Below are 25,527 nucleotides of genomic sequence, written 5' to 3' on the forward strand. Positions count from 1 at the left end.
GTCAGGCACAAAGACTCCTCTTTGTGCCTGACTTTTTGTTACTATTCTGTTTGATCGCTGCCCATTTTCCACAGCCTTATTGCTTCCAGCCGATCTCTTACTGCTTTTTCTTCCCCCTGATCTCCGGGATGGTAATACGTTCTGTCCGCCATGGAATCCGGCATGCACTGCATATGAGTCAGCTTTTCTTCTGTGTCGTGGGCATACTCATATCCTTTCCCGTAATTCAGTTCTTTCATAAGAGAGGTTGGCGCATTGCGAAGGACGAGCGGAACCGGTTCTGCCCGCCTCTCTTTCACATCCCTCTTGCATTCCTCACATGCCGTATAGAGAGTATTGGACTTAGGCGCCATGGCAAGATAGACGACTGCATGTGTCAAATGGACATCGCATTCCGGCATTCCAAGAAAATGACAGGCCTGATACGCTGCTACTGCCACCTGAAGAGCCCTGCTGTCCGCCATTCCTACATCCTCACTGGCAAATCGGATCAGCCTCCTTGCAATATATAAGGGGTCTTCCCCTCCTTCCAACATCCGGCACATCCAGTAAATGGCCGCATCCGGATCACTGTTCCGCATGGATTTATGAAGGGCGGAAATCAGATTATAATGTTCCTCCCCTGTCTTGTCATAGAGAAGAGATTTTCTGCTGATACACTGTTCCATTCCCTCCTTCGTGACATGAATAGTGCCATCCGCTAAAATCTCGCCATTTAAAACCACCATTTCCAGCGTGTTCAATGCTGTCCTGGCATCCCCATTTGCAAACGAGGCAATAGCCAAAAGCTGGGGTTCTTCTATCTGTACTCTCTGCATACCAAATCCTTTGGGGCTTTCCAGTGCATGCTTTAACAATCTTAGGATATCTTCTTCCCCCAGCGCCTTCAGAACAAAGACCCTGCACCTGGAAAGAAGCGCTGCATTTACCTCAAAAGAAGGATTCTCTGTAGTGGCGCCGATCAGAATAATGCTTCCCTTTTCCACATAAGGCAGGAACGCATCCTGCTGTGCTTTGTTAAACCGATGGATCTCATCTACAAAAAGAAGAGTTTTTCTCCCCATTCTCCGGCTCATTTCCGCCGCTTCCATCACAGAGCGTATCTCTTTGATCCCGCTGGTGACAGCGCTGAAATTAATGAACTCTGCTTTTGTTCTCCCTGCAATAATACTGGCAAGTGTCGTCTTGCCTACTCCGGGAGGACCCCAGAAGATCATGGAGGAAATCTGATCCCTTTCGATCAGCTGTCTTAATATCTTCCCTTTTCCCAAAAGATGCTCCTGGCCTGCAAATTCTTCCAAAGAGGAAGGACGAAGGCGTGTAGCCAGGGGCACCATCTCCTGACGCTCGTCAAACAAAGTCATCTGTTCCATGATTTACAATCCTTCTATCGTATAAAATTTGTAGACTGCTTCGGTTCTTTTTCCGGAAGTCCGTATTTCTCTTTTCCAAGAGCAATGCTCTTCATGAGAAAAGACATATTTCTTGCCAGCGTACGCATTGTCTGCAGCCCTTCTTCATCCTGGGCAGCTTCGCCCGGCAGACGTCCGTGCACACTGTTCCAGTACTGGCTGGAGGCCACCGGCATCCCACTGATCGTAAAATATTTATTCAGTTCGTCGAACGTTGCAGAAAGTCCGCCTCTTCTTGCCACTACAACACTTGCTCCTACTTTCATAGCCTTGTCAAAAGGCGTACTGTAAAACAGACGATCCAGAAAAGCGATCAACGTGGCGTTTGCGGAAGCATAATATACCGGACTTGCCACAACCAGGCCGTCACACTGCCGGAACTTTTCAGCCGCCTCATTCACACTGTCATTAAACACGCATTTTCCATTCTTCATGCAGGAATGACAGGCGATACATCCTCTGATATCCTGATTTCCCACATGGAGAACTTCTGTCTCAATTCCTTCCTGGGCAAAGATTTTCTCCATCTCCTGAAGTGCGATGCTTGTGTTTCCCTGTGCGTGAGGGCTTCCGTTGATCATTAATACTTTCATACTGCTTTTTGCTCCTCTCTTTCCTAACCTGCGTTGCTTGCTGCAATCTTTACACGGCTCCACAGATCACTGATGATTTTCTTTGTATCTTCATTATACACGAAAACTTCATCATTTTCATTATCTGTCCGAGGAATGTAGGCATTGATTCCCTCATAGTCTCCGCCTTCTCCTGAAAGCACATCCATAACCTCCTGGTTAGCCGACGTATAGCCGACATAGCTGGAGTTGTCATATGCTCCGTCATAGTCGCTTGCATAATTAATAAATGCATGGGCGAGTTCCGGGTTTTTGGCGTTCTTCGGAATAACCATCGCGTCTGACCACAGGTTCGTACCTGATTCCGGCATATAGTAACCCATATTTTCATTTTCTGCCATGACATAGGATGCGTCACCGGAATAAATGAGTCCCAACGCCTTTCTTCCCTGAGCCATATTGTCAATGATCTCGTCTGTCACAATCTCCGTATCCATTGTCTCCACACACTGTACCAGCCAGTCATAGGCCTCCTGAAGCTCTGCCTCATTTTCTGTGTTCATGGAATATCCGAGAGCTTTCAGCGCCATCATAAAGGAGTCTCGTTCAGAATCATACAAATATACGTCTCCTTTGTATTTCTCATCCAGGAAAATATTAAATCCTTCCCGTTCCAGATCTTCCAGATCCACCTTTGTTTTATCATATACAATACCCACCGTTCCCCAGAAATAAGGTACGGAATAGTCGTTATCAGGATCATAAGGCAGACCCAGCACCGCATCGGAAAGTTTGTCAAAGCAGTCCAGTTTGGATTTGTCCAGTTTCTGCAGATAGTCTTCCTCGATCAGCCTTTGTATCATGTAATCGCTTGGAACTAAAATATCATAGGATTCCCCATTTGCCACCTTAATATACATCTGCTCGTTGGAATCAAAATTCTCCATAACGACGGTAGCCCCGGTCTCCTCTTCAAAATCACCGATAATATTTTCTCCTGTATATTCTCCCCAATTGTAGATATGAAGAGTCTGTCCCTCAAACGGTCTTGCGGTGCCTGTTCCCCGCATATTAACAGCAAATATTCCTATAATAAGCGCCATGCATACCAGCGCCGCCGGAAGGATCCTTCTTCTCTTGCCTATTACATCCTTGCTGCTTCGTTTTGCCGCAAGCAAAGGAGCAATATTGATAATAAGAAGGGCAATTGTAATGATCACAACTACGAGGGTGGACACTGCGTTAATACTTGGATTCACACGTTTACTCATAGTGTACACAACAATACTTAAGTTCTTTACCCCTCTTCCGGTTACGAAATAGGAGATAATGAAATCATCCACTGACATGGTGAATGCGATCAGTGCTCCTGAAACAATACCCGGCGTAATCTGCGGAACAATAACTTTCGTCAGCGCCTTCCAGGGCGTTGCCCCAAGGTCCATAGCCGCATCCGCCAGATTGGGATCCAGGGAGCGGATCTTAGGCATAACAGACAGCATAACATAGGGAATACAGAACGCGATATGGGCAAGCAGCATAGTCATGTAGCCTTTTTCTATTTTAAAAGTAATAAATAAGAGCATAAATCCTATAGCAGTCACAATTTCCGGATTCATCATCGGCAGATTGTTGACCTGCTCCATCACATCCCGGACAATTTTCTTTGCCTTACTTAGCCCGATCGCTGCAATCGTTCCTACTACCGTGGAAACAAAAGTTGCGATCAGCGCCACGCTGAAAGTAGTATAAAGCGCTGTCATCATATCCTGTGATTCCAGCATATGTTTGTACCAGCGAAGAGAGAAGCCTGTAAAGCTTGTCAGTGACTTTCCATCATTAAAGGAAAAGATCACCATGTACACAATAGGCAGGTAAAAAAAGATGATCGTCAGGATCATGAGCACCTTGCCAAAAGGGCGTTTTCCTTTTTTCATACTCTCTCCCCCTTTCCTCCCTGGTTATGGATCTCTATTTTGCGCACTACCATCATCAGCAGCATCATAATAACTGCCATGATCATAGAAATGGCGCTTCCGAAATTCCATTCACCTACAGTGATAAACTGGTTTTCAATCATATTTCCGATCAGGAAATACTGCCCTCCTCCCAAAAGTTTCGGGATAAAGAATGAGCTGACTGCCGGAAGAAATACGAGGGTAATCCCGTTGATCACTCCCGGAAGGGACAACGGCAGCGTTACCCGCCCGAATGTCTGGACAGGGCCGGCTCCCAGATCTGCACTGGCTTCCAGAAGAGAGTGATCCATCTTGCTTAAAGAGGTCTGGATCTGCAGAACCATAAAGGGCAGAAAGTTATAGACCATACCAAGAAGGACAGATCCTTCCGTATATAAAAGCTCAGTATTGCCAAGACCGAACAGGCCAAGGAATCTCTGTACAAGACCCCCTTCACTCAAAAGTCCGATCCATGCATAGGTACGGACAAGCATGTTGATCCACATGGGGATCGTCACGCACAGAATCAGGATATTCTGCACCTTTTCCCGGCTTCTGGCAATAAAATATGCCACAGGATAGCCCAGGATCAGACAGATAACTGTTGTTTTCAACGCAATAAAGATTGAACGCCACAGGATCAGCAGGAAATCCTTATCTGTAAAAAATTTGATATAGTGATCCAGTGTAAAGGAAAAGGATATAATGCTGTTTCCCTGCTCCATAAAGGAATACACGGCGATCAATGCCATGGGAAGCACCAGCATAAGCGCCGCCCATATAATATATGGCACTGCCAACTGTGAAAATCTTTTCATTTAGTATACCCCCCTGGACATAACATGAATATCTTCCGGGAAAAAGGTAAGACCTACCTCCTGTCCCTCTTCCGAGTAGTCAGTAGTATGGATCTTCAGTTCCCGTCCTGTTGTGGAGAATGTGATCTGGTATACCCCTTCTTTTACATCCTCCGGTTCAAAATCATAGTCAACGCTGATGTCAACGCTCTGGTCCTCATCACTCAATTTCCATCCCTGTGCCCCGGCCCATGTCTTAAGGTCTGTGTCAAGAGCCTGGGACTCTGTGATCTCATCCACTGTCTTGAAGAAGTTAAATGCCATGACCGCCTCATTTGCTTTTTCATTTTTTACGAAAGGCTGGTCTACCACAAAGATGGTACGCTCAATACTGGTTCCGTTGGAAGTTGTAAAGGTAACGGGGTACTGTCCCTCCTCCCGTGAAAGCTCATATTCTACTTTTGCAATAGAAATAAACTCATCACTTTCCGGATCCCACGCCTGTGCGTTGGAAAGGGCAATGATCTCCTTGTCGTCCAGATCTTCCACATCATCAATATCCACATAGAAATTGTTGGCGCTGATCTTTTCCTTTCCGTCCTCACTTGTCACATCCTGATTGCGGATCACACGCATGTTGACTGTCACACTGGTACCAGGCACAGTTTCCACCATAATTTCATAGTGAACTCCCTTGAACAGGACGCTCAATACTTCTCCTGTCATTTTGCCCTTTTCAACATCCACAATATCAATATCTTCCGGACGGATCACCACATCCACCGGTTCGTTTTCCTTAAATCCGAAATCTACGCAGTCGAAGGTAATATCGTCAAAGCGCACCTTATAATCCTCAAGCATCACAGCCGGAATGATGTTGCTCTCTCCGATGAAATTTGCCACGAACCGGTTGGCCGGCTCATTATAGATATCCTGCGGCGTTCCCACCTGCTGGATCTCTCCGTTTTTCATAACCACGATCTTGTCAGACATGGTAAGCGCCTCCTCCTGATCGTGGGTAACAAAGATAAAGGTAATCCCGACTTCCTGCTGGATCCTCTTCAGTTCGTACTGCATCTCTTTTCGAAGCTTCAGATCCAGCGCTGCAAGAGGCTCATCCAGAAGGAGTACTTTCGGCTCATTTACCAGCGCTCTTGCTATGGCAACTCTCTGCTGCTGTCCTCCGGAGAGCAGCATGGTGTTTTTATCTTCAAATCCTTCCAGACCGATCAGTTTTAACATTTTCATGACTTTCTGCTCAATGACATCCTTGCTCATTTTCTTGATCTTCAGTCCGAACGCAATATTTTCATATACACTTAAATGGGGAAAAAGCGCATATTTCTGAAACACTGTATTCAATTCTCTCTCATAGGGAGGCTTTTTACTGATCTCCTCTCCATCAAAAATGACCTTTCCCTCGTCAGCGTCCAGAAACCCTCCCAAAATGCGCAGAAGTGTCGTCTTCCCGCAGCCGCTTGGACCAAGCAGCGTTACAAATTCATTCTCATAAATGTCCAGATTGATCCCCTTCAAAACAATCTGTCCGTCAAAGTTTTTTACAATATCCCGAAACTCTATCAGCTTCTTCTCTTCCATCTTTCCTCTCCTCCTTAAAACATTGGCGGTGTTGTGATCCAAAGGATCTTGGCGTCACTGTTTCCGTGATTATACAGGTAATGGCTTTTGGATCCGTCCATATAAAATGTTTCCTTTGCCTTCACTTTGTACTTTTTACTGCCCTGTACGATCGTCACATTCCCCTTTAATACATAGCCAAATTCCTGTCCCTGATAAGCTGACATGATCTGGCTCTTTTTTCTGGGATGCAGTGTCAGGATGATCGGTTCCATCTGATTTTTCTGTGCATTGGGAACAATCCATTCAATGGTGCAGTCCTCCTGTTCATCCACAAAAAAATCCTGGGTCTGAAATACAATCTTCTTTTCTTCCTCCTCATGAAAGAAGTCGGACAGATTGCTTCCAAGAGCCTCCAGGATATCCTCCAGTGTCGCTATGCTCGGTGTAGTGAGATTTCTCTCCACCTGCGACAAAAAGCCCTTGGTCAGTTCACTTCTGGATGCAAGATCGCCTAATGTCAGATCGTTCTGCAGGCGAAGCTCCTTTATTTTCTTTCCGATATCCACGTTGACGCCTCCTGTTTTCTAATACTATACTTTTGGTTAAAAATTACCGAACAAATCCTATTATACATAGTTGCATATAAATTGCAATCTTTTTTTCAAAAAAAATCCTGCATTCCAGGTTCAAGCCCTGGAAATGCAGGATCTGCTTTTACTTTTTCTTTCTTTATATTACAGCATAGGTGCCATTACGCCGGCTACCAGTACAGATACGAGACATGCCAGTCCGCCTACTACCAGTTTCGGCATGATCTTTGACATCAGGTAAGCTCTTTCTTCCTCAGTCTCTCCTACTGCATTGCACACTTCATTGGAGATAAGGTAGGTAGTCGGGAATCCCAGCATCTGGCAAAATCCCACACCGAAAGCCAGTGGTTTGGAGCCGATGATCTTCCATCCGGGAAGAATTTTCATCATAATGAAAACCGCCACGATAGATACGGCAAACATGGCAACAACCGGGACGATCAGACTGATCAGGTCTGTAAGGGATATGGACGCCAGCGATGGGATAACCGCTGCAAATACAACCATGTTAATGAACCCTTTCAGTTTTCCTTTTTCCAGAATATCTTTTGGTACAATGCCGAGCGCTGTCACAATAACACCTATAACAAGGATAATAACTGCCGCGATTCCAAGCCAGGCAGTCAACACTGTACGCCATTCATCTATAAACTGTCTGATATTAAGCATTGTTCCCATACTGAACATGATCATCGGAACACTCCAGCTGGCTGCATCTGTCATACCTGCCCGATCAATAATGTCAGACGGGATTACCTTTGTCACAAAGAGGATCAAAAACAGCAACAAAGTAACAAACACTGCCGAAATTTTTGCCTTGGTGAGATTGGCAATGAGATTACCTACTGCAAATAATATAAGCACAACGCTAAACCATAATAACATATCTCCCATAACTTTACACCTTCTCTTTCTCTATAAGTATTTTCCCATCCAGTCTATGATCGCATTGATCCTGACAATGCGGTGAGACGGTTTCCCATTTCTTGACAGTCCGTGAGAATCCCCATGAAACAGGATCATCTCTGTGTCCACTCCCGTCTGCTTGAGCGCCGTGAACATCTGAAATGCTTCTATTTCAGGACAACGGTAATCCCGGTCGCTGTGCATGATCAATGTTGGAGCCTTAACATTTTTCACATACTTTAAAGGAGAATGATCCCAGAGAGCTTCCTCCTTATTCCAGGGCGTCTTGTCTCCGGAGGATTGTTTCATTACTCTGTCTCCGAAATCACTGATAAGCCCCTCTGTCGTCAGATTACAGATTCCCCTCTGAGTCACAGCCGCCTTAAAACGATCTGTATGACCGATGATCCAGTTCGTCATGTATCCGCCATAACTTCCTCCTGTCACTCCCAGACGATTCTCATCAATTCCCGGATAGAGGCGGATACACTCATCTGTAAATTCCATGATCTGATCATAATCTTCACATCCCCAGCGATCCACCATCTCCAGAAACGAATTCCCTTTTCCATCTCCGCCATGAGGATTACAGTAGATAACATACATCCCCCTGGCCGCAAGACATTGCTTCAGATGGGTAAACATAGAACCGTACGCCCACTTCGGGCCCCCATGGATCAGCAGTACAGCCGGATATTTTTTTGTTTTATCCTCATCCACAGGAGGGATAACAAAGCCGTCCACTTCTTCTCCGTTTGATGCAGAAAAGGTCAGTTTCTCAGGCAGGGAAACTTTATGCGTTCCCATATAGTCGGAGGAAAAATCTGTCAGCTTCTCTTTTTGGCCGCTCTTCCTGTCAATCCGGTAGAGCTCTGTCAGCTGATAGTTTTCCAGGGCAAAAGTATAGATTTTATCTCCAAATACATCCAGTGACATAAATGCGTCTACAGATGCAATGGTACGGATGGTTTTTGTTGTCACATTGACCTCATCAAATACTGTTCTGCATCCGCGGATAACTGCTCCGATCAGACAGTCGCCGCTGACCTTCACGCCCTGTCCTCCGGTCTTTACAGAATCCACATCCAGCATTGTCGTAAACATTCCATCCGGTTTTGCCATCAGCTCCAATTCCCCTGTGTCTCTGTGATAAAGATACAGGTCATGATTTTCCGTCGCTGAACTTTTCAGTTGAGATGCCTGAAGCAGAATAACCTTCTCTCCCACATATTTTGCAAGACTGATCTGAAGTTTGCCTCCCTCTATCAGGGTTTTGTTCTTTCCTTCCGCCACATCGTACTCCACCAGAGTGTCAAACATAGGCTCACTATCCTCATAGTTCCTTCCAAAATAGAGAATCTTCTGGCGGTCTTCTGTTGTCGTACAGCCCCGCACTTCAAAATATTTCTCACTGATCCTGCGGATCTCTTTTGTTTCCTCTAAGTAGATTGCTGCCTGCATTCTCCGGCGCTGTCCAAGCGGCTCTCCGTCCCGGATAAACGGCTTATCCGTAAAGGTCCAGTAATCTTTCCCTTCCTCCGCACGGTCTGCGGTCTTTTCAGACGGATCTGTCGGAGCTTTAAACAGGATCAGTCATTCTTTTTCTTTTAACTGTTCCGGCACTGTACATACTCTCGGAATAGACAGGACTTTTTTCGCCTCTCCTCCTTCCAGAGAAAGGATGTAGAAATCTGTGCTTCCCGGCGCCGGGTTGGAACGCCTGGAAGAAAATATGATCTCCGTTGAAGAAATCCATTTATAGGCACCCACATCTCTTGTGGCAGTCAGGACTTTCTCTTCTCCTGTCTCCAGGCACAGTACCCTAAGTTCTGACTCACAACAATCTTTTTCTTTGTTCAGAAATGCAAACAGATAAGCGGCATATTTCCCATCCGGTGAGCAGGTGACATCATAGGGCAGCGGAAATTCGTACAGATCATTGGGTTCTATTTTTCTCTTTTCCATATTCCTACACCTCCTTATCTGTTTTCATTAGATATTTATCAAACCAGGCCTTCATCTCTTCCAGCCTCTTCATCCTCTGTTTCGGTCTTCCCGATCTGGACAGCTCATGGTTTTCACCCTCAAACAGACATAGTTTCGCATCACATCCGTGCAGCTTCAGCGCTGCAAACATCTGGAATGCCTCTCCCATATAACAGCGATAATCCTTTTCTCCATAGATAAACAAGGTGGGGGTGGTACACTTATCAGCGCTGGCAAGCGGCGATTGTTTCCACTGAAGCTCATGATCTTCCATATGAGAGGCTCCGGTCTGTCCTTTGCAGAAATAATATCCGATATCAGTGGATCCTTCCATAGATGTCCAGTTCGCGATCGATCTTTGGGAACATGCCGCCGCGAAACGATCCGTATGCCCGATGATCCAGTTTGTCATAAATCCTCCATAGCTTCCGCCTTCTACTCCGATACGGGCGGCGTCAATATCCGGATATTTTTTCAGCACTCCGTCTGTAAACTCCATAAAGTCCTGATAATCTATCTCACCAAACCGGCGTCTGATATCTCCGAACTCATTTCCTCTTCCTTCTGATCCCCGTGGATTGCAGAAAAATACAAAATATCCTGCATTTGCAAACATCTGCATTTGATGCATAAATACCGGACCATAAGTAAGTCTCGGACCCCCGTGCATTGCCAGGATGCCCGGATACTTTTTACCGGGAACATAATCTGCCGGTTTCAGCACATATCCCTGGATCTCCCATGGAGCGTTCCCCTTTACTTCAATATACTCCGGCGTGCATACATCATACTCATCCTGAACAAAATCATTGAGATGAGTTAACTGGCAAAGTTTTCCGTCCTTACACTCGTAAAGTTCTTCCAAGCGGCTTTCGGTAAATGCAGTACAGACCAGCTTCCCGTCTTTCACATCCAGGAAATCAACGGAACCTTTATCTGTAATACGCAGACATTCCCCGCTCTCCATATCCAGCCGTTCAATGACGCAGTCCATATCCACAGTAGACGTAAAATACAAATATTTTCCGTCCTTTTTCATGGTCTGCCCGCCTCCCAGCTTCACATCTGTAGTCACAGTATTTCCTACACAGTGATGCTCATGGCTTAAGAGAAGTTTCTGCTCCTTTGTCTGAATATCAATGGTATAAAAGTCCCCATTCTGTCCATTTCCATATGATTCACCGTCTGTAAGATTCAGGACAGCCTTGTCCTGATACAGATCGAATCCCTTGATAAGATATCTCCCCGGCTCCAGCAGGCAGCTGCTTTTTTTCGCCGCTGTATCATAGAGATAGACTCCGTTTTTCAGGCTTTTGACATCTTCAAATTTCTGTCCGATATACAGAATACGTCCCTGTTCTGCCTTTACTCCTGCCACATTAAACATGGGATCTGTCAAAGCCTCGATCTTTCCTGTCTTTCTGTTGTAGAGATAGAGCCGGTTCCTGATACGGCTGATATATCCGCCTCCATTAACGGTAAAAGGAACCTCTCTGATATGTTCATATCCTCTGTTTTTATATTCCAGAAGCCGCTTCTTTTTTTCGCTCTCGTCTAATCCCTCCACATCCGGTCTTTCGTTATCGAAGGAGGCGATCACAGCATAATTGTCCCCTCCGACCGGGATGAGAGACGTTCCCTTTACAGGAAGAATGAAGCTTTCTTTTGCCTCTCCCCCTGTAATATCCAGCGTATGAAAACTCATGATTTCCTCTCCGCTTTTTATGGCTTCCTTTACCTTATCACTTCTTACAGAAGCAAATAAAATAGTCTGATTGTCCTCCCAGATAAAAGAGTTTACAGAGCCCAAAGAAGTCATTTGTTTTGTCTCGTTCGTTTCATGACTGAACAGATAAAGGCTGCTCTGATATGTATTCGCCTTAATATCTGCTTTCTTTACAATGAAAGCAGTGTGTTTCCCATCCGGTGAAATACGGGGATCACTGACAAACTGATAGCCAAGAAACGATTCGCATGTGATGCTCTTTTTCATCATTTTCTCCTTTCTTGCAATTTAAAATTAAAAATAAAAAATTTTATTTTTATGTTTTTTTATGGAAGCCCGAAGGCTTCCGTTATTCTTTCACTATTTTTCCTTGTCTGTTTCTGTATCGGGAACTCCTGATCCACCGATATGATTGCCGAGTTTTTGCAGTGCTTCTTTTGTTTTCCCGTTTTCCATCAACTCGATCAGCATAAAATGGTCCTCTACCGTTCTTTCATACTTTCTCGTCTTCAAAGGCCTGATCAGGTAATTCAGTACGATAAATCTTCCCTGCACTCCAGTGTAAAGATCATCCATGATCTTATTTCCGGCACTTTGTACAATTGCTCTGTGAAACTTCAGATCTGCCATGGCAAGTTCTACATATTCTTCCTTCTCAAAACATTCCCGACACTGTTCGGCATATTTTCGCAGATCTTTTATCGTTCTTTCAACATGTTCTTTACTTCCGTTCAATGTTTTCTCCAGAGCATGCCCCTCCAGAAGCCGGCGGATTTCAATAATCTGATCTACTGTTCCTTCTTCCAGATCCGGCACATACACCCTTCCATTTGACATGATCTTTAAAATTCCATCTTTGCCTAACATTTTTACAGCCTGCACAACAGGAGTCCGGCTGACCTCGAATTTTTCACACAGATCATTCAGCATAATTTTCTCACCGACAGCATATTCTCCCCGGATCAAACTTTCAATGATCTTATGATAAAGAACTTCATCCAGGTTTACTTTTACTTTCATCTTTCATCCGCCTTTCCTCTCATGCGCTCTGCTTATTTAAAGTATATCTTCTTTTTCCGTGATTTGCAATCAAAATAAAATAAAAAATTTTTTATTTTAAATATTGTTTTCTTCTTCTGCCGGCCGGATCCCTTCCACCTGAAAACAGGTAATCCACGGATACTCCACATAATTGACAGCGATCTCTTCCGACAACTCTACGCCCTGATCCGGATAGTATACTTTTCCTATCTCGCTTGTATCTGCCCTGTATCCTTTTTCCGCCATAGCTTCTTCATCCTCGTTGGTAAAACTTACCACTATCTCCTTATACGGAGGCGCACATCAGCTGGTAAATTCCTCCACACTTAAGACTACGTCATTCCACCCAAACTTCAGCATATATTTTTTTGCATTATCGTTTAATTTTACCATATTCTTGACACCTCTTTCCTAAATAGAAGTTTACCATATCATCTCTCCTACTACAAACCTGTTTTTCTGCAAATCCTGATTGACGAATCCTGCAAATTATGCGAAAATAAATTTAAGTATGGGTTAAAGACATAACAAACCCTACAGAAAAATCATACATACTGTCCTAGTAGTATGTATACATATCGAAAGGAGTTTTAAAATGATTTATTCACATGAAGTAGAAATGATGTGTCCGGTAGCTCAAGGTGCAAATCACGGACCAGCTCCAATCCCGGAAGAAGCAAAATGGGTACAGGCAAAAGAAATTAAAGATATTTCCGGTCTGACACACGGTGTAGGCTGGTGTGCTCCGCAGCAGGGAACCTGCAAACTGACTTTAAATGTCAAAGACGGAATCATTCAGGAGGCACTTGTAGAGACAATCGGATGTTCCGGTATGACTCACTCTGCAGCTATGGCTTCTGAAATCCTTCCTGGAAAAACAATTCTGGAAGCGCTGAATACAGACCTGGTCTGCGACGCTATCAATACAGCAATGAGAGAACTTTTCCTCCAGATCGTATACGGAAGAACTCAGAGCGCATTCTCTGAGGACGGGCTTCCGATCGGTGCAGGACTTGAAGACCTTGGAAAAGGACTTCGCTCTCAGGTTGGTACTATGTACGGTACGCTGGCAAAAGGACCTCGTTACCTCGAAATGGCTGAAGGTTATGTCACAGGAATCGCACTGGATGAACATGATGAGATCATCGGATATCAGTTCGTAAGCCTTGGAAAGTTCACAGACTTCATCAAAGCCGGTGACACACCAAACGATGCATGGGAGAAAGCAAAAGGTCAGTACGGCCGTGTTGCTGATGCTGTTAAAATCATCGATCCGCGCAAAGAGTAATAAAGGTAATAATTCAGGAGGATACATAAATGGCTTTATTTGAATCATATGAAAGAAGAATAGATAAAATCAATGAAGTATTAAACAGCTACGGCATTGCTTCATTAGAAGAAGCTGAAAAAATCACAAAGGACGCCGGACTGGACGTATACAATCAGATCAAGGGAATCCAGCCTATCTGTTTTGAAAATGCCTGCTGGGCATATATTACAGGTGCTGCAATCGCAATCAAAAAGGGATGTTCAAGAGCTGCTGACGCTGCTGCTGCAATCGGAGAAGGTCTTCAGGCTTTCTGTATTCCGGGTTCTGTAGCTGATCAGCGTAAAGTTGGACTTGGACATGGAAATCTCGGAAAAATGCTTCTGGAAGAAGAAACAGACTGTTTCGCTTTCCTTGCAGGACATGAGTCTTTTGCCGCTGCTGAAGGTGCAATCGGTATTGCTGAAAAAGCAAACAAAGTTCGTAAGAAACCTCTTCGCGTTATCCTGAACGGACTTGGAAAAGACGCTGCAAAGATCATTTCCAGAATCAACGGATTTACTTATGTACAGACAGAATATGATTACTATACAGGAGAACTGAAAGAAGTTCAGAGAATCGCTTATTCTGACGGACTTCGCTCCAAAGTAAACTGCTATGGTGCAAACGACGTACGTGAAGGTGTTGCTATCATGTGGAAGGAAGGCGTTGATGTCTCCATCACAGGTAACTCCACAAACCCGACACGTTTCCAGCATCCGGTTGCAGGAACATACAAAAAAGAATGTGTAGAAGCAGGAAAGAAATACTTCTCTGTTGCTTCCGGCGGTGGTACAGGACGTACTCTTCACCCGGACAACATGGCTGCAGGACCGGCTTCCTACGGTATGACAGATACACTGGGACGTATGCATTCTGATGCACAGTTTGCAGGATCCTCTTCTGTTCCGGCTCACGTTGAAATGATGGGTCTGATCGGAGCAGGAAACAACCCGATGGTTGGTATGACAGTTGCTGTTGCCGTTTCTATTGAAGAAGCTGCAAAGGCAGGAAAATTCTAAGAAAATCTCACAAGAGTCAAAAATCCGCTGTGACCTGATTATCACAGCGGATTTTTTCTATTCTATTCATCCAGCTTCAATTTCGCAAAAGCCTCTGCAAAAGCCAGATTCACAGGTTCATCCTTCTGTTTGTTCAGATATTTCTGAACATCCTTTTTGCTGACTCCTGCTCCCTCTTTCTTCCTTCTCTCTTTGAAAGCGGAAAGTTTTTCCTTATATCCGCAGGCACATACAAATACCTGGCCATCCCCCTGCCCTCTAAGCATCATTTTCTTATGGCAGTTTGGACATCTTGCATTGGATACTCTTGCCAGCACCTCCCGGTGTCCGCATTCCCTGTCCTGGCAGACCAGCATTTCTGACTTCTTTCCCTGTACTTTCAGCATTCTCTTCCCGCACACCGGACATTTTGTATTGGTCAGATTATCATGACGGAAAGTACCTTCTCCCGTCCGTATCTCTTCTGTCAGACTGTTTGCATAGTCCCGGATCTCATGCATGAATGTGCCTCGCTTCATCTTCCCGTCAGCGATTCTGGAAAGCTTCATCTCCCAGTCTGCCGTAAGTTCCGGCTTTTTCAGGTCTTCCGGCACCAGCTCAAGAAGCTGTTTCGCCTTGGAAGTCAGATAGATCTCGCTTCCCTTTTTTTCCAGGAGAAAACTGCCGAAAAGCTTATCTATAATATCCGCGCGGGTTGCCACGGTTCCGAGCCCTCCGGTCTCTCCCAATGTTTTTGCAGCCTTCTTATCCTGTGTTTCCATGTAAGCAGCAGGACTTTCCATAGCGGCAAGAAGAGTTCCTTCGTTGAATCTTGCCGGGGGCTTTGTCTTTCCTTCTGTGACAGTAAAAGACAGCCCCTGTATATGTTTTCCCTTTTCCATGGGAGGGAATGCTTTTGGCATATCCTGTTCTTCGTCCGGATCTTCCTCCTGACTGTATACTTCTCTCCAGCCTTCTTTCAGCACCTTCCTGCCTTTTGCCGTAAAGGTTTCTCCTTCTATTACGGCAGTTATTTTTATCTCTTCAAATTCTGCCGGGGGATATAAAGCCGCAAGAAATCTTTTGATCACAAGATCATAGATCTTTCGTTCCTCGCCTGTCATATGTTCCAGCTGAACAAACTGCTCTGTGGGAATGATGGCATGATGATCCGATACCTTTTTATCATTGACAAAGGGCGCATCTTTCGTGAAAGGCCCTTTGAAAACTTTCCCGGCAGCTTTCCGGTAAGGTCCCACAGCACAGGCCTGTACCCTGTCTTTCAAAGTAGGCACAATATCACTGCTGATATAGCGGGAGTCTGTCCTTGGATAAGTAAGCACTTTATGATTTTCATAGAGCCTCTGCATAATATTCAGCGTCTCCTTGGGCGAGAATCCGAATCGCCGGTACGCATCTTTCTGAAGTTCTGTCAGATCATATAAAAGGGGCGGGAATGTTTTCTTCCTGGAAGTTTTCATCTCGGTTATTACCGCTTCCTTCCCGGTCACCTTCTTTTTGATCTCCTGTATTCTGTTTTTATCAAATGTACGGCTGCTTCCCGATTTCTGATCGCTCCACGTCAGAGTGATCCCTTTTGTATACGCATTCAGCCCATAGAATGTCTCCGGAACAAATTTCCGGATCTTCTCCTCCTGTTTGGCTACAATAGCAAGCGTCGGCGTCTGTACCCGCCCGCAGGAAAGCTGGGCGTTATATTTACAGGTCAGGGCTCTGGTAGCATTCATACCCACCAGCCAGTCTGCTTCTGCCCGGCAAAGCGCCGCATCATAAAGAGGCTTGTAATCCTCTCCCCTTCTTAGATGAGCAAATCCTTCCCGGATTGCCTTATCTGTTACAGAAGAGATCCAGAGTCTCTTCACCGGCTTTTTGCTCCCGGCTTTTTCCAGGATCAGCCGTGCTACCAGCTCTCCTTCTCTCCCCGCGTCTGTAGCAATGATGATCTCTCCTATATCCTTTCTGTGGATCTGGCTTTTCACCGCGTGATACTGTTTCTGTGTCTGACGGATCACTTCCAGTTTAAAATGTTCCGGCATCATCGGAAGATCTTCCATCTTCCAGGTCTTATATTTTGGATCATAATCCTCTGGATCTGCCAGGGTGACCAGATGCCCCAGACCCCATGTTACCACGTACTGTCCGCCCTCCAGAAAGCCGGAGCCGTTTTTGGTACATTTCAAAACACGGCCAATATCCCTTGCTACTGATGGCTTTTCTGCTATTACTAATGCTTTCATATTTTCTGTTTTCTCCGTTTATGATTCCAGCAGATCCCAGAAACTGCTGTCTGTCTGATAAGGCGCAAGTTCATCCAGCTCAAAAGGCGCTGTCACCCACGCAAAGCCTGTATTGGCTTCTGATGTGTCGGAATAGCGGAAGCTAAGGCCAATCTCTATTCCATCGGCATCTACAAAGAAATTGTCATCATAGCAGCCGTCCCTGCTGTCACCTGCCAGCACTTCCTTCATCTCTTCCTCGTTCAATTCAGAAAGAAGAGTTTCCTCATCTGCCTCATCCCGCATTCCGTCCAGCCATTCTCCTATAAACTCGTCATTCAGCTCCACAATATCTTTCACATCATAGATTGTTCCGTCTTTCAGGTTGATGTTCACACAGCGAAGAGCTGTATAGCTGTCACTCATACTTCCCTCATAGCCGTAATCCTGGAACATGACACTTAACATATCTTTTCCCTGATACGTAACTTTATATTCTACAAGACTTGCAAGTACCGGATTGTCCTCGCTCAATACTTTCTCTTTCATTTCCTGTGAAGGATTCAGATAAAGCTTATCCACTGTCTCCATGGCACAGTTTTCCAGTGTCTGATTCACTTTCTTCTGTACAGAGTCACTTAATCCCTCTATCTGCGGATAATAAACCTCAAATTGGATCACTGTACTTGTGGTATCGTCGGGAATATAGCTGTAATTTTCTTCTTTTACTTCATAATCTGCTTCATCAGAAACATATGCGTCGATCGCGTCCAGCCCGCTGTCCTCCTGCCCGGAAGAATCCTGTCCATCCTGGCCGTCAGAAGAATAGGGCATCTGCTCATACCAGTCATAAAAATCCTCGCCGCCGTCCTGCCAGCCTTCTGATAGGGACTGGCTTGTCACTGCATTGCCTACCTCCCGGAACACTGCCACAGCTGAGAGCACAAAAACTGCCAGACAAAGGACTGCCGCTCCAATGATCAGATAAAGCTTTTTATGATCTTTCTTCGGCGCTGCAGGTGTGATCCACATTTCAAGCGGAATAAACCGGATGCCGTCCCTTACCTGTTCCGAAGCCACATCCCGCATTCCAAAATGACGGTATGCCTCGACTGATCCGGGCGCCGCATTTACCGTAATCTTGGTCACATGGAAAGTCTGCGCCGCATACCCGCACAGGGCATGAAAAATCTGCTTCCCGATTCCCTTGCCCTGATCTTCTTTTTTCACAAACAAAAGTGCAATATGTCCCGAAGGATGGATGGCACCTGCGCCTTTCAGCACATTTCCCTCATAAGCGCCAAATACAGTCAATCCTTCTGTTCTCATTTTCTGCTCAATATTTTCATACCGGATGAACTGGGAAAAGGCCTCCACTCCCTCTGACGTATAACAGGGAGCTACATCCTGTACAAAAACATCCCATACAAGGTGAAGTGCATCCAATACTTCCTGACCGTACAGCCGTCGTATCATCATATTCTTTTCCTCCTTAAGCTTACTTCTCAAGCAGCTCCTCCCGAAGAAGGGTCAGCGCCTTTATCACTGCATAATCTCTGTTCTTGCTTCTGTTACCTGTAAAATGAAATTCTTCTGCTCTTACTTTCCCCTTCACAAAGCACCCGATATAGACAAGTCCTACCGGTTTTTCCTTCGTTCCTCCGTCCGGTCCGGCAATTCCCGTCACCGCCAAAGCTACATCTGCCCCGGCCGACCGCGCTGCTCCGGCTGCCATTTTCCTGGCAGTCTCATAGCTGACAGCACCATATGTCTCCAACGTCTCATGGGACACACCAAGCAATTTTTCTTTGGCTTCGTTGGAATAAGTAATATATCCTTCTTTATATACAGCAGATGCCCCGGGTACATTTAAAATACGACCGGAGAGCAGACCGCCTGTACAGGATTCCGCAGTCGTTACTGTCATCTGTTTTTCCTTCAAAAGATCTACAATAGACTCCTCCATTGTTACATTTTCATCCATGGTGAAAATATAATTTCCAAACCGCTTTTTCAGCTCCTGGAGCATGGGCTCCATTAATTTTCCGGCTGTCTCTTCGTCCGCCGCCTTAGCCGTTACACGGAAATGTACTTCACCGGTCTTGGCATACGGCGCAAGAGTCGGATTGGTCTGCTCCTCCATCAGATCTGCCACCATCGTCTCTGCCTTACTCTCTCCAATAGAGCAAACCTTTACCATGGTAGAATAGATTCCTTCCGGCTGCAGGCGGTTCAGATATGGAGCAATGTCCCGTTCGAACATTGGTTTGATCTCATTTGGAGGACCGGGAAGAAGGATCGCTGTCTTTCCCTCACCTTCCAGAATCAGCCCCGGAGCCGTTCCGTTATGGTTATCCACTACAATTGCTCCCTCCGGCACAAGAGCCTGTTTCCAGTTGTTGGGCGTGATCTCCTTTTTCAGTCCTGTCTGATCGAAATAGGACTGGATCCGCTCTTTTGTATGGGCATCCTCGTAAAGCTCTCTGCCGAATACTTTCGCTGTTACTTCTTTTGTCAGATCGTCTTTTGTGGGACCCAGTCCGCCACTTAAAATCACAATATCTGATCTGGAAAGCGCCAGACGGATTGCATCTTCCAGTCTTTCTTCATTGTCGCCTACCGCGCTTTGATGATAGCAGGATAAGCCCAGAATCGCGATCTTTTCAGCCAGGTAAGCCGCATTGGTATTTACAATATTTCCAAGAAGGATCTCTGTCCCTACGGATATGAGTTCCACTGTCATTTTACATGCCTCCTTTTGTCAGTACCTGTACATTCTTTGCAATGTAATCAACCAAAGATACGACAGTGAGAATAAGGGCAATCCAGATCAGAGCTGTGCCGATCATATCGAACACACCCCCCAGGTCAGCGATCAGTACGATCACCATCAGCATCTGGGAAACGGTCTTAAATTTCCCCCAATAACTTGCCGCGATCACGATTCCACTGTCAGATGCCACCAGACGGAAGCCGCTGATGATAAATTCCCTTGCAATGATAACGATCACAACCCATGCCGGAAGCTGTCCGGTAGGAATGAGACAGATCATCGCCGAGCAGACAAGAAGCTTATCTGCAAGCGGATCCATAAATTTCCCGAAATTCGTCACCAGGTTTCTGGCCCGGGCGATCTTGCCGTCCAGCATATCTGTAAGACTTGCCAGACAAAAGATCACAAGGGCAATCCACTTTCCTGCTTCTCCCCCCAGATCAGTCAGCATAAAAAGCACGAAAAACGGAACCATAATCACTCTTAACACTGTCAGCTTATTTGGTAAATTCATGATATCAACTCTCCTATCAAATCGTATTCTGCCGCCCCTGTCACTTTGACTCTAGCGAAATCTCCGGACATAAGCTCTTCTTCTGTATTGACAAAGATCAGGCCGTCCACATTGGGGGCGTCTTTGTATGTCCGTCCCACATAGGCATTTTCATCCGCGACCTTACCTTCGATCATAACAAGAACTTCTTTTCCTACCATATCCTCTGCCTGTTCAAAGGCAATCTCCTGCTGGAGCTCCATAATCTCTGCCTGGCGGTCTTCCTTCACCTCTTCCGGGATCTGGCCTTCCATTTCTGCCGCCGGAGTATCCTCCTCCGGTGAATAGGTAAACACACCGAGGCGGTCAAATTCCATTTCATCTACAAAGTCCACAAGCTCCTGATGCTGCTCTTCTGTTTCTCCCGGAAAACCGGTGATCAGTGTGGTCCGGATTGCGATATCCGGGATTTCTTTTCTCAGCTTCCCAATGATCTCTTCCAGCTGTTCTTTGGATGTCCTTCTTCCCATTCTCTTCAGGATATCCGTATTTGCGTGCTGGATCGGAAGATCCACATAGTGGCAGATTTTCGGTTCTTCCTTCATCACCCGAATCAGATTGTCGTCAATTTCCTCCGGATAGCAGTACAGGATCCGGATCCAACGGATACCACTGATCCGGCACAGTTCCTTCAAAAGTCTGTGAAGAGATTTTTCCCCGTACAGATCTTTCCCGTAAAGAGTCGTCTCCTGTGCCACTAAGATCAGCTCTTTTACCCCTTTTTCTGCAAGTCCTTCCGCCTCTTTTATCAGCCTTTCCATAGGTACGCTTCTGTAATTCCCGCGGATTTTTGGAATAATGCAGTAAGTGCAGTGCTTGTCACATCCTTCTGCAATCTTCAGATAGGCAAAATGTCCTCCCGTTGTCACCTGTCTTGCAGTATCCACAAGAGGAAGGGCGTCAATATCTGTCATCCTCACCTCTGCCCGCCCCTTCAGGGCGTTTTCAATGGCATCCACGATCTCCGGATAAGAAGTGGTCCCAAGCACTTCATCTACTTCCGGGATTTCATCCAGAATTTCCTGCTGGTAACGCTGGGCCAGACATCCGGTTACGATCAGAGCTTTCAGCGTTCCTTCTTTTTTGTATTCCGCCATCTCCAGAATGGTCTGAATGCTTTCCTCTTTGGCATCATGAATAAAACAGCAGGTATTGATCACGATCACTTCCGCCTCTGTCTCATCATCTGTCATCTGGTATCCCTTTTCCGCCAGCAGTCCCAGCATCACTTCTGAATCTACCAGGTTTTTGTCGCAGCCGAGGGATATAAATAGTACCTTCATAGTCTGTCTCCTTCTAGTCAGAAAGGCAGATACCTTGTAAAAGCATCTGCCTTGCCGTTTTTCCATATTATTCTTCTGTATCCTCTGCGATAATCTTGATCTTTCCGCTGTTCAGCTCATCAATTGCAATGGAAAGCGGCTTCTCGCCGTTCTTGGTTTTTACAAGAGGGATATCGCCGTCAATCAGCTGCCTTGCCCTTTTTGCTGTAGCCATTACGATAGAATAACGGCTGTTGACTACTTTTGTCTCGCCTTCTTCTACCTCTTTATTTACCACTTTCATTAAATCCGTATAAGATGGATGCAGCATAATATTGATTCTCCTTTCAATCCTTCACTTCTTTTTCCAGCTCTTCTTTTATCTTTTCTGCAAATACAAGGTTCCGAGCACTCTTCTTATGTTCGCTCTGAATAATAGCATGAAGCTCTTCCACACAAGTCTGGAGTTCGTCATTGATGACAATATAATCATACTGGTCCATAAACTGCGCCTCCCAGGCTGCTGTCTTCATTCTCTTTTCAATGACGTCCATTTCTTCCGTACCCCGCCTGATCAGTCGGTTCTTCAGCTCCTGTGCGCTGGGCGGTGTAATAAAAAGGAGCAGGGTGTCCGGATATTTTTCCTTTACCTTCAATGCTCCCTGGATCTCAATTTCCAGAATTACATCTTTCCCTTTCTGAAGCTGTTCCTGCACATACATCTTCGGTGTACCATAGTAATTATTCACGTACTTAGCATACTCTATCAGTTCATCTTTCGCAATCATTTTTTCAAATTCTTCTGCTGTTTTGAAAAAATATTCTCTTCCGTTCTCTTCGCCCTCTCTGGGATCACGCGTCGTAGCGGAAATCGAAAGCGCATAATTGTCATACTGTTCCAGTATCTTTCTCGTTACTGTTCCTTTTCCTGCCCCGGAAAATCCTGATATGACTGTCAGTATACCCTGGCCTTCCTTCATTCTTTCTCCCCCTATTCAATATTCTGGATCTGTTCTCTGACTTTTTCAATCTCTGTTTTCAGGTCAATCCCGCAATTGGAAACTTCCAGATCATTTGCCTTTGACAGGATCGTATTTGCCTCGCGATTCATTTCCTGCGCGATAAAATCCAGCTTTCTTCCGATTCCGGACTCTTCTGAACGGAGCACTTCCTGCATGTGGCTGATATGGCTTTTCAGTCTTACCACTTCTTCATCCGTGCAGATCTTGTCCGCAAAGATCACCACCTCTGCAGCAATCCTTCCGTCGTCAATCTGGCTGTCTTCCAGAAGCTCCTTCACCTTTTCTTCCAGCTTTTCTCTGTATTCTTTGACAATCTCCGGTGAGCGCTCTTCAATATAAGCCACAAGCTTCTGCATACCGTCCAGCTTGCTTAAAATGTCCTTTTTCAGGTTTTCTCCTTCCATTGTCCTGGTCTCGACAAACTGTTCCAGAGCGCCTTCCATCGCCTTTTTCAGTACATTCCATATCTCTTCCGCATCCAGCGCCTGCTCTTCCATTGTCAGCACTTCCGGATATCTGGATAAGGTAGAGACCCGGATATCATTTTCCAGCCCGAAACTTTCTTCCATCTGTTTCAGACACACCAGGTATTCCTTTGCCAAAGTCTCATTGTACTTCAGCACTGCCTGAGCTTCTGACAAATCTTCATAAGTAATAAAAATATCTACTTTGCCACGGGATACAGACTGCTTCAGAAGATTACGGATCGCTGTCTCAAAAAAATTAAGCTTTTTCGGCATCCTTATATTTACATCCAGGTACCGGTGATTGACTCCCTTCATCTCAATTGTAAACTTTCTCTCTCCGTCTGCCAGTTCGCACCTGCCAAAGCCTGTCATACTTTTTATCATTTCTGCAACCTCTTCTATCTTGTTCCGGCTATTTTTAATCCTGGTTTATTATAATTCATTTGACCGTTTCCGTCAACTTTCCAAAACACAGGTTTTGCAAAATCCGGTTTCTATGGTAAACTAGGCAAAGGGGACATCTGATGAGATCATTTCCCCGATGCTGACACCGAAACAGAAAGGAAGATTTTTATGGCTTTTGACGGAATTACCATTGCCGCATTGGCACAGGAATTAAATGATACATTAGCAGGAGGCCGGATCGCTAAAATCGCCCAGCCGGAAAATGATGAACTCCTCCTTACCATAAAGACACCGGGAGGACAAAAAAAACTCTGTATTTCTGCCAGTGCTTCTCTGCCTCTTATTTATCTGACAGACGACAACAAACCAAGTCCTATGACTGCTCCCGGCTTTTGCATGCTTCTTCGCAAACATATCGGGAACGGCAGGATCCTTTCCGTCCGGCAGCCCTCTTTGGAGCGTGTTCTCTTTTTTGTTATCGAACATCTGGATGAAATGGGTGATCTATGCCGAAAGACCCTTGTCGCTGAAATCATGGGAAAACACAGTAATATTATTTTCTGCGATGATAAAAGCCGGATCATTGACAGTATTAAACACGTTTCCGCACAGATGAGTTCTGTCCGTGAAGTTCTTCCCGGCAGAGAATACTTTATTCCGGAAACCACAAAAAAGGAGGATCCCCTCCTTGCGGATCGGGAACTTTTCATACAGACCCTTTCTTCCTCTTCCTTTCCTTTATCCAAGGCACTTTACACAGGATTTACCGGAATCAGCCCTGTGGTCGCGGAAGAGATCTGTTATCTGTCCGGTCTGGAGTCCCGAATGACTGCCAGGGATATGACAGAGGAAATGTTTCTTCATCTATATAAGCAGTTTTCCTATTATATGGAGCAGATTTCTTCTCTTGAGTTTTCTCCCGCCATATATTACGACAAAAATGAGCCGAAAGAATTTTCTGCTCTGCCTCTGACTCATTTTTCCAACTACAGGAAGGAATCTTTTGACTCCATCTCCAGGGTGATCCGCACCTTCTATTCCTCCCGGGAGACCTTGACAAGGATCCGCCAGAAGTCTGCAGATCTTAGACACGTTGTCCAGACTGCTCTGGAACGGAACCGTAAAAAGTATGAGCTGCAGGCAAAACAGCTCAAGGATACAGAAAACAGAGAACAATATAAAGTATACGGTGAGCTTCTCCACACTTACGGCTACAGTTTGGAACCAGGGGCAAAATCTCTTACCGCCCTCAATTACTATACTAATGAAGAAATTACCATCCCTCTGGATGAACACCTTACTCCATCCGAAAATGCACAGCGTTTCTTTTCCAGATACAATAAGCAGAAACGAACGTTTGAAGCGCTGACCGAACGAATCAAGGAAACCCTGGATGATATCCATTATCTGGAGTCCATAAGCACCTCCCTCGACATTGCTTCCGCCGAAGAAGACCTTACACAGATCAAGGAAGAGCTGACTGAAGCAGGATATATCCGCCGCCGTTATTCCAAACAGAAAGTCCGCATTACCAGCAAGCCTTTCCACTATATTTCCAGCGATGGCTTCCACATGTATGTAGGAAAGAATAATCTGCAGAATGAAGAGCTTACTTTTCATTTTGCTTCCGGAAACGACTGGTGGTTCCATGCCAAAAAAGTTCCCGGATCCCATGTCATTGTCAAATCAAATGGAGAGGAGCTTCCTGACCGCACTTTCGAAGAGGCCGGACGACTGGCTGCTTACTACTCCAAAAGCCGCGGAGCTGAAAAGGCAGAAATTGATTATATTGAAAAAAAACACGTAAAAAAACCGGCAGGCGGACGGCCGGGATTTGTCATTTATCATACGAATTATTCTCTTATCATAGATTCCGATATCAGCGGAATTGAAGAGGTAAAAGAATAAAGCGTTCCGAAAAAGGAGGAAACC

The 25,527-nt window shown here is 45.4% G+C and carries 22 protein-coding genes and 1 pseudogene; 3 read left to right on the plus strand and 20 right to left on the minus strand.

Annotated features, from left to right (window positions below):
• Positions 1-41 precede the first annotated feature (41 nt).
• The 12 genes and pseudogenes from EUBC25_RS00395 to EUBC25_RS00450 all read right to left on the minus strand — a co-directional run bounded on the left by EUBC25_RS00395 (position 42) and on the right by EUBC25_RS00450 (position 12,815).
• Positions 42-1,373: a replication-associated recombination protein A gene (locus tag EUBC25_RS00395; protein ID WP_230106290.1), complete on the minus strand. Its 1,332-nt coding sequence runs from the start codon at positions 1,371-1,373 to the stop codon at positions 42-44.
• Between the two features lie 14 nt (positions 1,374-1,387).
• Entirely contained in the window at positions 1,388-2,005 is a 618-nt protein-coding gene (locus EUBC25_RS00400; RefSeq protein ID WP_230106291.1) for a flavodoxin family protein, read from the minus strand.
• 23 nt (positions 2,006-2,028) lie between these two features.
• Positions 2,029-3,921, minus strand: coding sequence for an extracellular solute-binding protein (locus tag EUBC25_RS00405; protein WP_230106292.1), 1,893 nt, complete (start codon positions 3,919-3,921; stop codon positions 2,029-2,031).
• Positions 3,918-4,760 carry an ABC transporter permease gene (locus EUBC25_RS00410; protein ID WP_230106293.1) on the minus strand — a complete coding sequence of 281 codons (843 nt, stop codon included), beginning with the start codon at positions 4,758-4,760 and terminating at the stop codon, positions 3,918-3,920. The genes EUBC25_RS00405 and EUBC25_RS00410 overlap by 4 nt, the downstream gene beginning before the upstream one ends.
• A 642-nt stretch (positions 4,761-5,402) precedes the next feature.
• Positions 5,403-6,338: pseudogene (locus EUBC25_RS14965) on the minus strand (ABC transporter ATP-binding protein); the annotation flags it as partial.
• A 14-nt stretch (positions 6,339-6,352) separates the two neighbouring features.
• Complete coding sequence (locus tag EUBC25_RS00420) at positions 6,353-6,886, minus strand: helix-turn-helix domain-containing protein (protein ID WP_230106294.1); 534 nt, start codon at positions 6,884-6,886, stop codon at positions 6,353-6,355.
• 168 nt (positions 6,887-7,054) lie between these two features.
• Positions 7,055-7,804, minus strand: a complete 750-nt coding sequence (locus EUBC25_RS00425) for a hypothetical protein (RefSeq protein WP_230106295.1) — start codon at positions 7,802-7,804, stop codon at positions 7,055-7,057.
• Positions 7,805-7,825: 21 nt separating this feature from the next.
• Positions 7,826-9,277, minus strand: coding sequence for an alpha/beta hydrolase family protein (locus EUBC25_RS00430; protein ID WP_230106296.1), 1,452 nt, complete (start codon positions 9,275-9,277; stop codon positions 7,826-7,828).
• Between the two features lie 132 nt (positions 9,278-9,409).
• Positions 9,410-9,781: a TolB-like translocation protein gene (locus EUBC25_RS00435; RefSeq protein WP_230106297.1), complete on the minus strand. Its 372-nt coding sequence runs from the start codon at positions 9,779-9,781 to the stop codon at positions 9,410-9,412.
• A gap of 4 nt (positions 9,782-9,785) precedes the next feature.
• Positions 9,786-11,795: an alpha/beta hydrolase family protein gene (locus EUBC25_RS00440; RefSeq protein ID WP_230106298.1), complete on the minus strand. Its 2,010-nt coding sequence runs from the start codon at positions 11,793-11,795 to the stop codon at positions 9,786-9,788.
• 93 nt (positions 11,796-11,888) lie between these two features.
• Complete coding sequence (locus tag EUBC25_RS00445; protein ID WP_230106299.1) at positions 11,889-12,548, minus strand: GntR family transcriptional regulator; 660 nt, start codon at positions 12,546-12,548, stop codon at positions 11,889-11,891.
• Positions 12,549-12,644: 96 nt separating this feature from the next.
• On the minus strand, positions 12,645-12,815 hold the full coding sequence (locus tag EUBC25_RS00450) for a hypothetical protein (protein ID WP_230106300.1): 171 nt from the start codon (positions 12,813-12,815) through the stop codon (positions 12,645-12,647).
• A 349-nt stretch (positions 12,816-13,164) separates the two neighbouring features.
• Between EUBC25_RS00450 and EUBC25_RS00455 the strand changes: the two genes are divergently transcribed.
• Both EUBC25_RS00455 and EUBC25_RS00460 read left to right on the plus strand, forming a co-directional pair.
• Complete coding sequence (locus EUBC25_RS00455) at positions 13,165-13,857, plus strand: iron-sulfur cluster assembly scaffold protein (RefSeq protein ID WP_230106301.1); 693 nt, start codon at positions 13,165-13,167, stop codon at positions 13,855-13,857.
• A gap of 29 nt (positions 13,858-13,886) precedes the next feature.
• Positions 13,887-14,897 carry a GGGtGRT protein gene (locus EUBC25_RS00460; protein ID WP_230106302.1) on the plus strand — a complete coding sequence of 337 codons (1,011 nt, stop codon included), beginning with the start codon at positions 13,887-13,889 and terminating at the stop codon, positions 14,895-14,897.
• A gap of 62 nt (positions 14,898-14,959) precedes the next feature.
• On the opposite strand, the gene EUBC25_RS00465 is transcribed toward EUBC25_RS00460, so the two are convergent.
• The 8 genes from EUBC25_RS00465 to EUBC25_RS00500 form a co-directional block, all read right to left on the minus strand.
• Positions 14,960-17,134 (minus strand): DNA topoisomerase III, encoded by a 2,175-nt coding sequence (locus EUBC25_RS00465; RefSeq protein WP_230106303.1) that lies wholly within the window; start codon positions 17,132-17,134, stop codon positions 14,960-14,962.
• Positions 17,135-17,152: 18 nt separating this feature from the next.
• The gene (locus tag EUBC25_RS00470) at positions 17,153-18,592 is read right to left on the minus strand and encodes a GNAT family N-acetyltransferase (protein ID WP_230106304.1); all 1,440 of its coding nucleotides are present in this window, start codon (positions 18,590-18,592) and stop codon (positions 17,153-17,155) included.
• A gap of 19 nt (positions 18,593-18,611) precedes the next feature.
• Positions 18,612-19,856: a competence/damage-inducible protein A gene (locus tag EUBC25_RS00475; protein WP_230106305.1), complete on the minus strand. Its 1,245-nt coding sequence runs from the start codon at positions 19,854-19,856 to the stop codon at positions 18,612-18,614.
• A gap of 1 nt (position 19,857) precedes the next feature.
• Complete coding sequence (gene pgsA / locus EUBC25_RS00480; RefSeq protein WP_230106306.1) at positions 19,858-20,400, minus strand: CDP-diacylglycerol--glycerol-3-phosphate 3-phosphatidyltransferase; 543 nt, start codon at positions 20,398-20,400, stop codon at positions 19,858-19,860.
• The gene (gene rimO / locus EUBC25_RS00485; protein WP_230106307.1) at positions 20,397-21,722 is read right to left on the minus strand and encodes a 30S ribosomal protein S12 methylthiotransferase RimO; all 1,326 of its coding nucleotides are present in this window, start codon (positions 21,720-21,722) and stop codon (positions 20,397-20,399) included. The genes pgsA and rimO overlap by 4 nt, the downstream gene beginning before the upstream one ends.
• 67 nt (positions 21,723-21,789) lie before the next feature.
• A complete protein-coding gene (gene rpoZ / locus EUBC25_RS00490) occupies positions 21,790-22,032 on the minus strand; it encodes a DNA-directed RNA polymerase subunit omega (RefSeq protein WP_230106308.1) in 243 nt (80 codons plus the stop codon).
• 16 nt (positions 22,033-22,048) lie between these two features.
• The gene (gene gmk / locus EUBC25_RS00495; RefSeq protein WP_230106309.1) at positions 22,049-22,681 is read right to left on the minus strand and encodes a guanylate kinase; all 633 of its coding nucleotides are present in this window, start codon (positions 22,679-22,681) and stop codon (positions 22,049-22,051) included.
• Positions 22,682-22,692: 11 nt separating this feature from the next.
• Positions 22,693-23,574, minus strand: coding sequence for a YicC/YloC family endoribonuclease (locus tag EUBC25_RS00500; RefSeq protein ID WP_230106310.1), 882 nt, complete (start codon positions 23,572-23,574; stop codon positions 22,693-22,695).
• 189 nt (positions 23,575-23,763) lie between these two features.
• Here EUBC25_RS00500 and EUBC25_RS00505 point away from each other — a divergent pair, with 189 nt between their 5' ends.
• Positions 23,764-25,503: an Rqc2 family fibronectin-binding protein gene (locus tag EUBC25_RS00505; RefSeq protein WP_230106311.1), complete on the plus strand. Its 1,740-nt coding sequence runs from the start codon at positions 23,764-23,766 to the stop codon at positions 25,501-25,503.
• Positions 25,504-25,527 lie beyond the last annotated feature (24 nt).

It is taken from the genome of Claveliimonas bilis (genome assembly GCF_020892095.1).
GTDB lineage: Bacteria > Bacillota > Clostridia > Lachnospirales > Lachnospiraceae > Claveliimonas > Claveliimonas bilis.

Excerpts from the sequence above, each read along its gene's own strand:
- EUBC25_RS00430 (WP_230106296.1), bottom strand. The coding sequence starts at position 9,277 with ATGCAGGCAGCAATCTACTTAGAGGAAACAAAAGAGATCCGCAGGATC.
- pgsA (WP_230106306.1), bottom strand. The coding sequence starts at position 20,400 with ATGAATTTACCAAATAAGCTGACAGTGTTAAGAGTGATTATGGTTCCG.
- EUBC25_RS00435 (WP_230106297.1), bottom strand. The coding sequence starts at position 9,781 with ATGGAAAAGAGAAAAATAGAACCCAATGATCTGTACGAATTTCCGCTG.
- gmk (WP_230106309.1), bottom strand. The coding sequence starts at position 22,681 with ATGAAGGAAGGCCAGGGTATACTGACAGTCATATCAGGATTTTCCGGG.
- EUBC25_RS00470 (WP_230106304.1), bottom strand. The coding sequence starts at position 18,592 with ATGATGATACGACGGCTGTACGGTCAGGAAGTATTGGATGCACTTCAC.
- EUBC25_RS00455 (WP_230106301.1), top strand. The coding sequence starts at position 13,165 with ATGATTTATTCACATGAAGTAGAAATGATGTGTCCGGTAGCTCAAGGT.
- EUBC25_RS00440 (WP_230106298.1), bottom strand. The coding sequence starts at position 11,795 with ATGAAAAAGAGCATCACATGCGAATCGTTTCTTGGCTATCAGTTTGTC.
- EUBC25_RS00465 (WP_230106303.1), bottom strand. The coding sequence starts at position 17,134 with ATGAAAGCATTAGTAATAGCAGAAAAGCCATCAGTAGCAAGGGATATT.
- EUBC25_RS00400 (WP_230106291.1), bottom strand. The coding sequence starts at position 2,005 with ATGAAAGTATTAATGATCAACGGAAGCCCTCACGCACAGGGAAACACA.
- EUBC25_RS00460 (WP_230106302.1), top strand. The coding sequence starts at position 13,887 with ATGGCTTTATTTGAATCATATGAAAGAAGAATAGATAAAATCAATGAA.
- EUBC25_RS00475 (WP_230106305.1), bottom strand. The coding sequence starts at position 19,856 with ATGACAGTGGAACTCATATCCGTAGGGACAGAGATCCTTCTTGGAAAT.
- rimO (WP_230106307.1), bottom strand. The coding sequence starts at position 21,722 with ATGAAGGTACTATTTATATCCCTCGGCTGCGACAAAAACCTGGTAGAT.
- EUBC25_RS00450 (WP_230106300.1), bottom strand. The coding sequence starts at position 12,815 with ATGGCGGAAAAAGGATACAGGGCAGATACAAGCGAGATAGGAAAAGTA.
- EUBC25_RS00425 (WP_230106295.1), bottom strand. The coding sequence starts at position 7,804 with ATGGGAGATATGTTATTATGGTTTAGCGTTGTGCTTATATTATTTGCA.
- rpoZ (WP_230106308.1), bottom strand. The coding sequence starts at position 22,032 with ATGCTGCATCCATCTTATACGGATTTAATGAAAGTGGTAAATAAAGAG.
- EUBC25_RS00445 (WP_230106299.1), bottom strand. The coding sequence starts at position 12,548 with ATGAAAGTAAAAGTAAACCTGGATGAAGTTCTTTATCATAAGATCATT.
- EUBC25_RS00505 (WP_230106311.1), top strand. The coding sequence starts at position 23,764 with ATGGCTTTTGACGGAATTACCATTGCCGCATTGGCACAGGAATTAAAT.
- EUBC25_RS00405 (WP_230106292.1), bottom strand. The coding sequence starts at position 3,921 with ATGAAAAAAGGAAAACGCCCTTTTGGCAAGGTGCTCATGATCCTGACG.
- EUBC25_RS00500 (WP_230106310.1), bottom strand. The coding sequence starts at position 23,574 with ATGATAAAAAGTATGACAGGCTTTGGCAGGTGCGAACTGGCAGACGGA.
- EUBC25_RS00410 (WP_230106293.1), bottom strand. The coding sequence starts at position 4,760 with ATGAAAAGATTTTCACAGTTGGCAGTGCCATATATTATATGGGCGGCG.
- EUBC25_RS00395 (WP_230106290.1), bottom strand. The coding sequence starts at position 1,373 with ATGGAACAGATGACTTTGTTTGACGAGCGTCAGGAGATGGTGCCCCTG.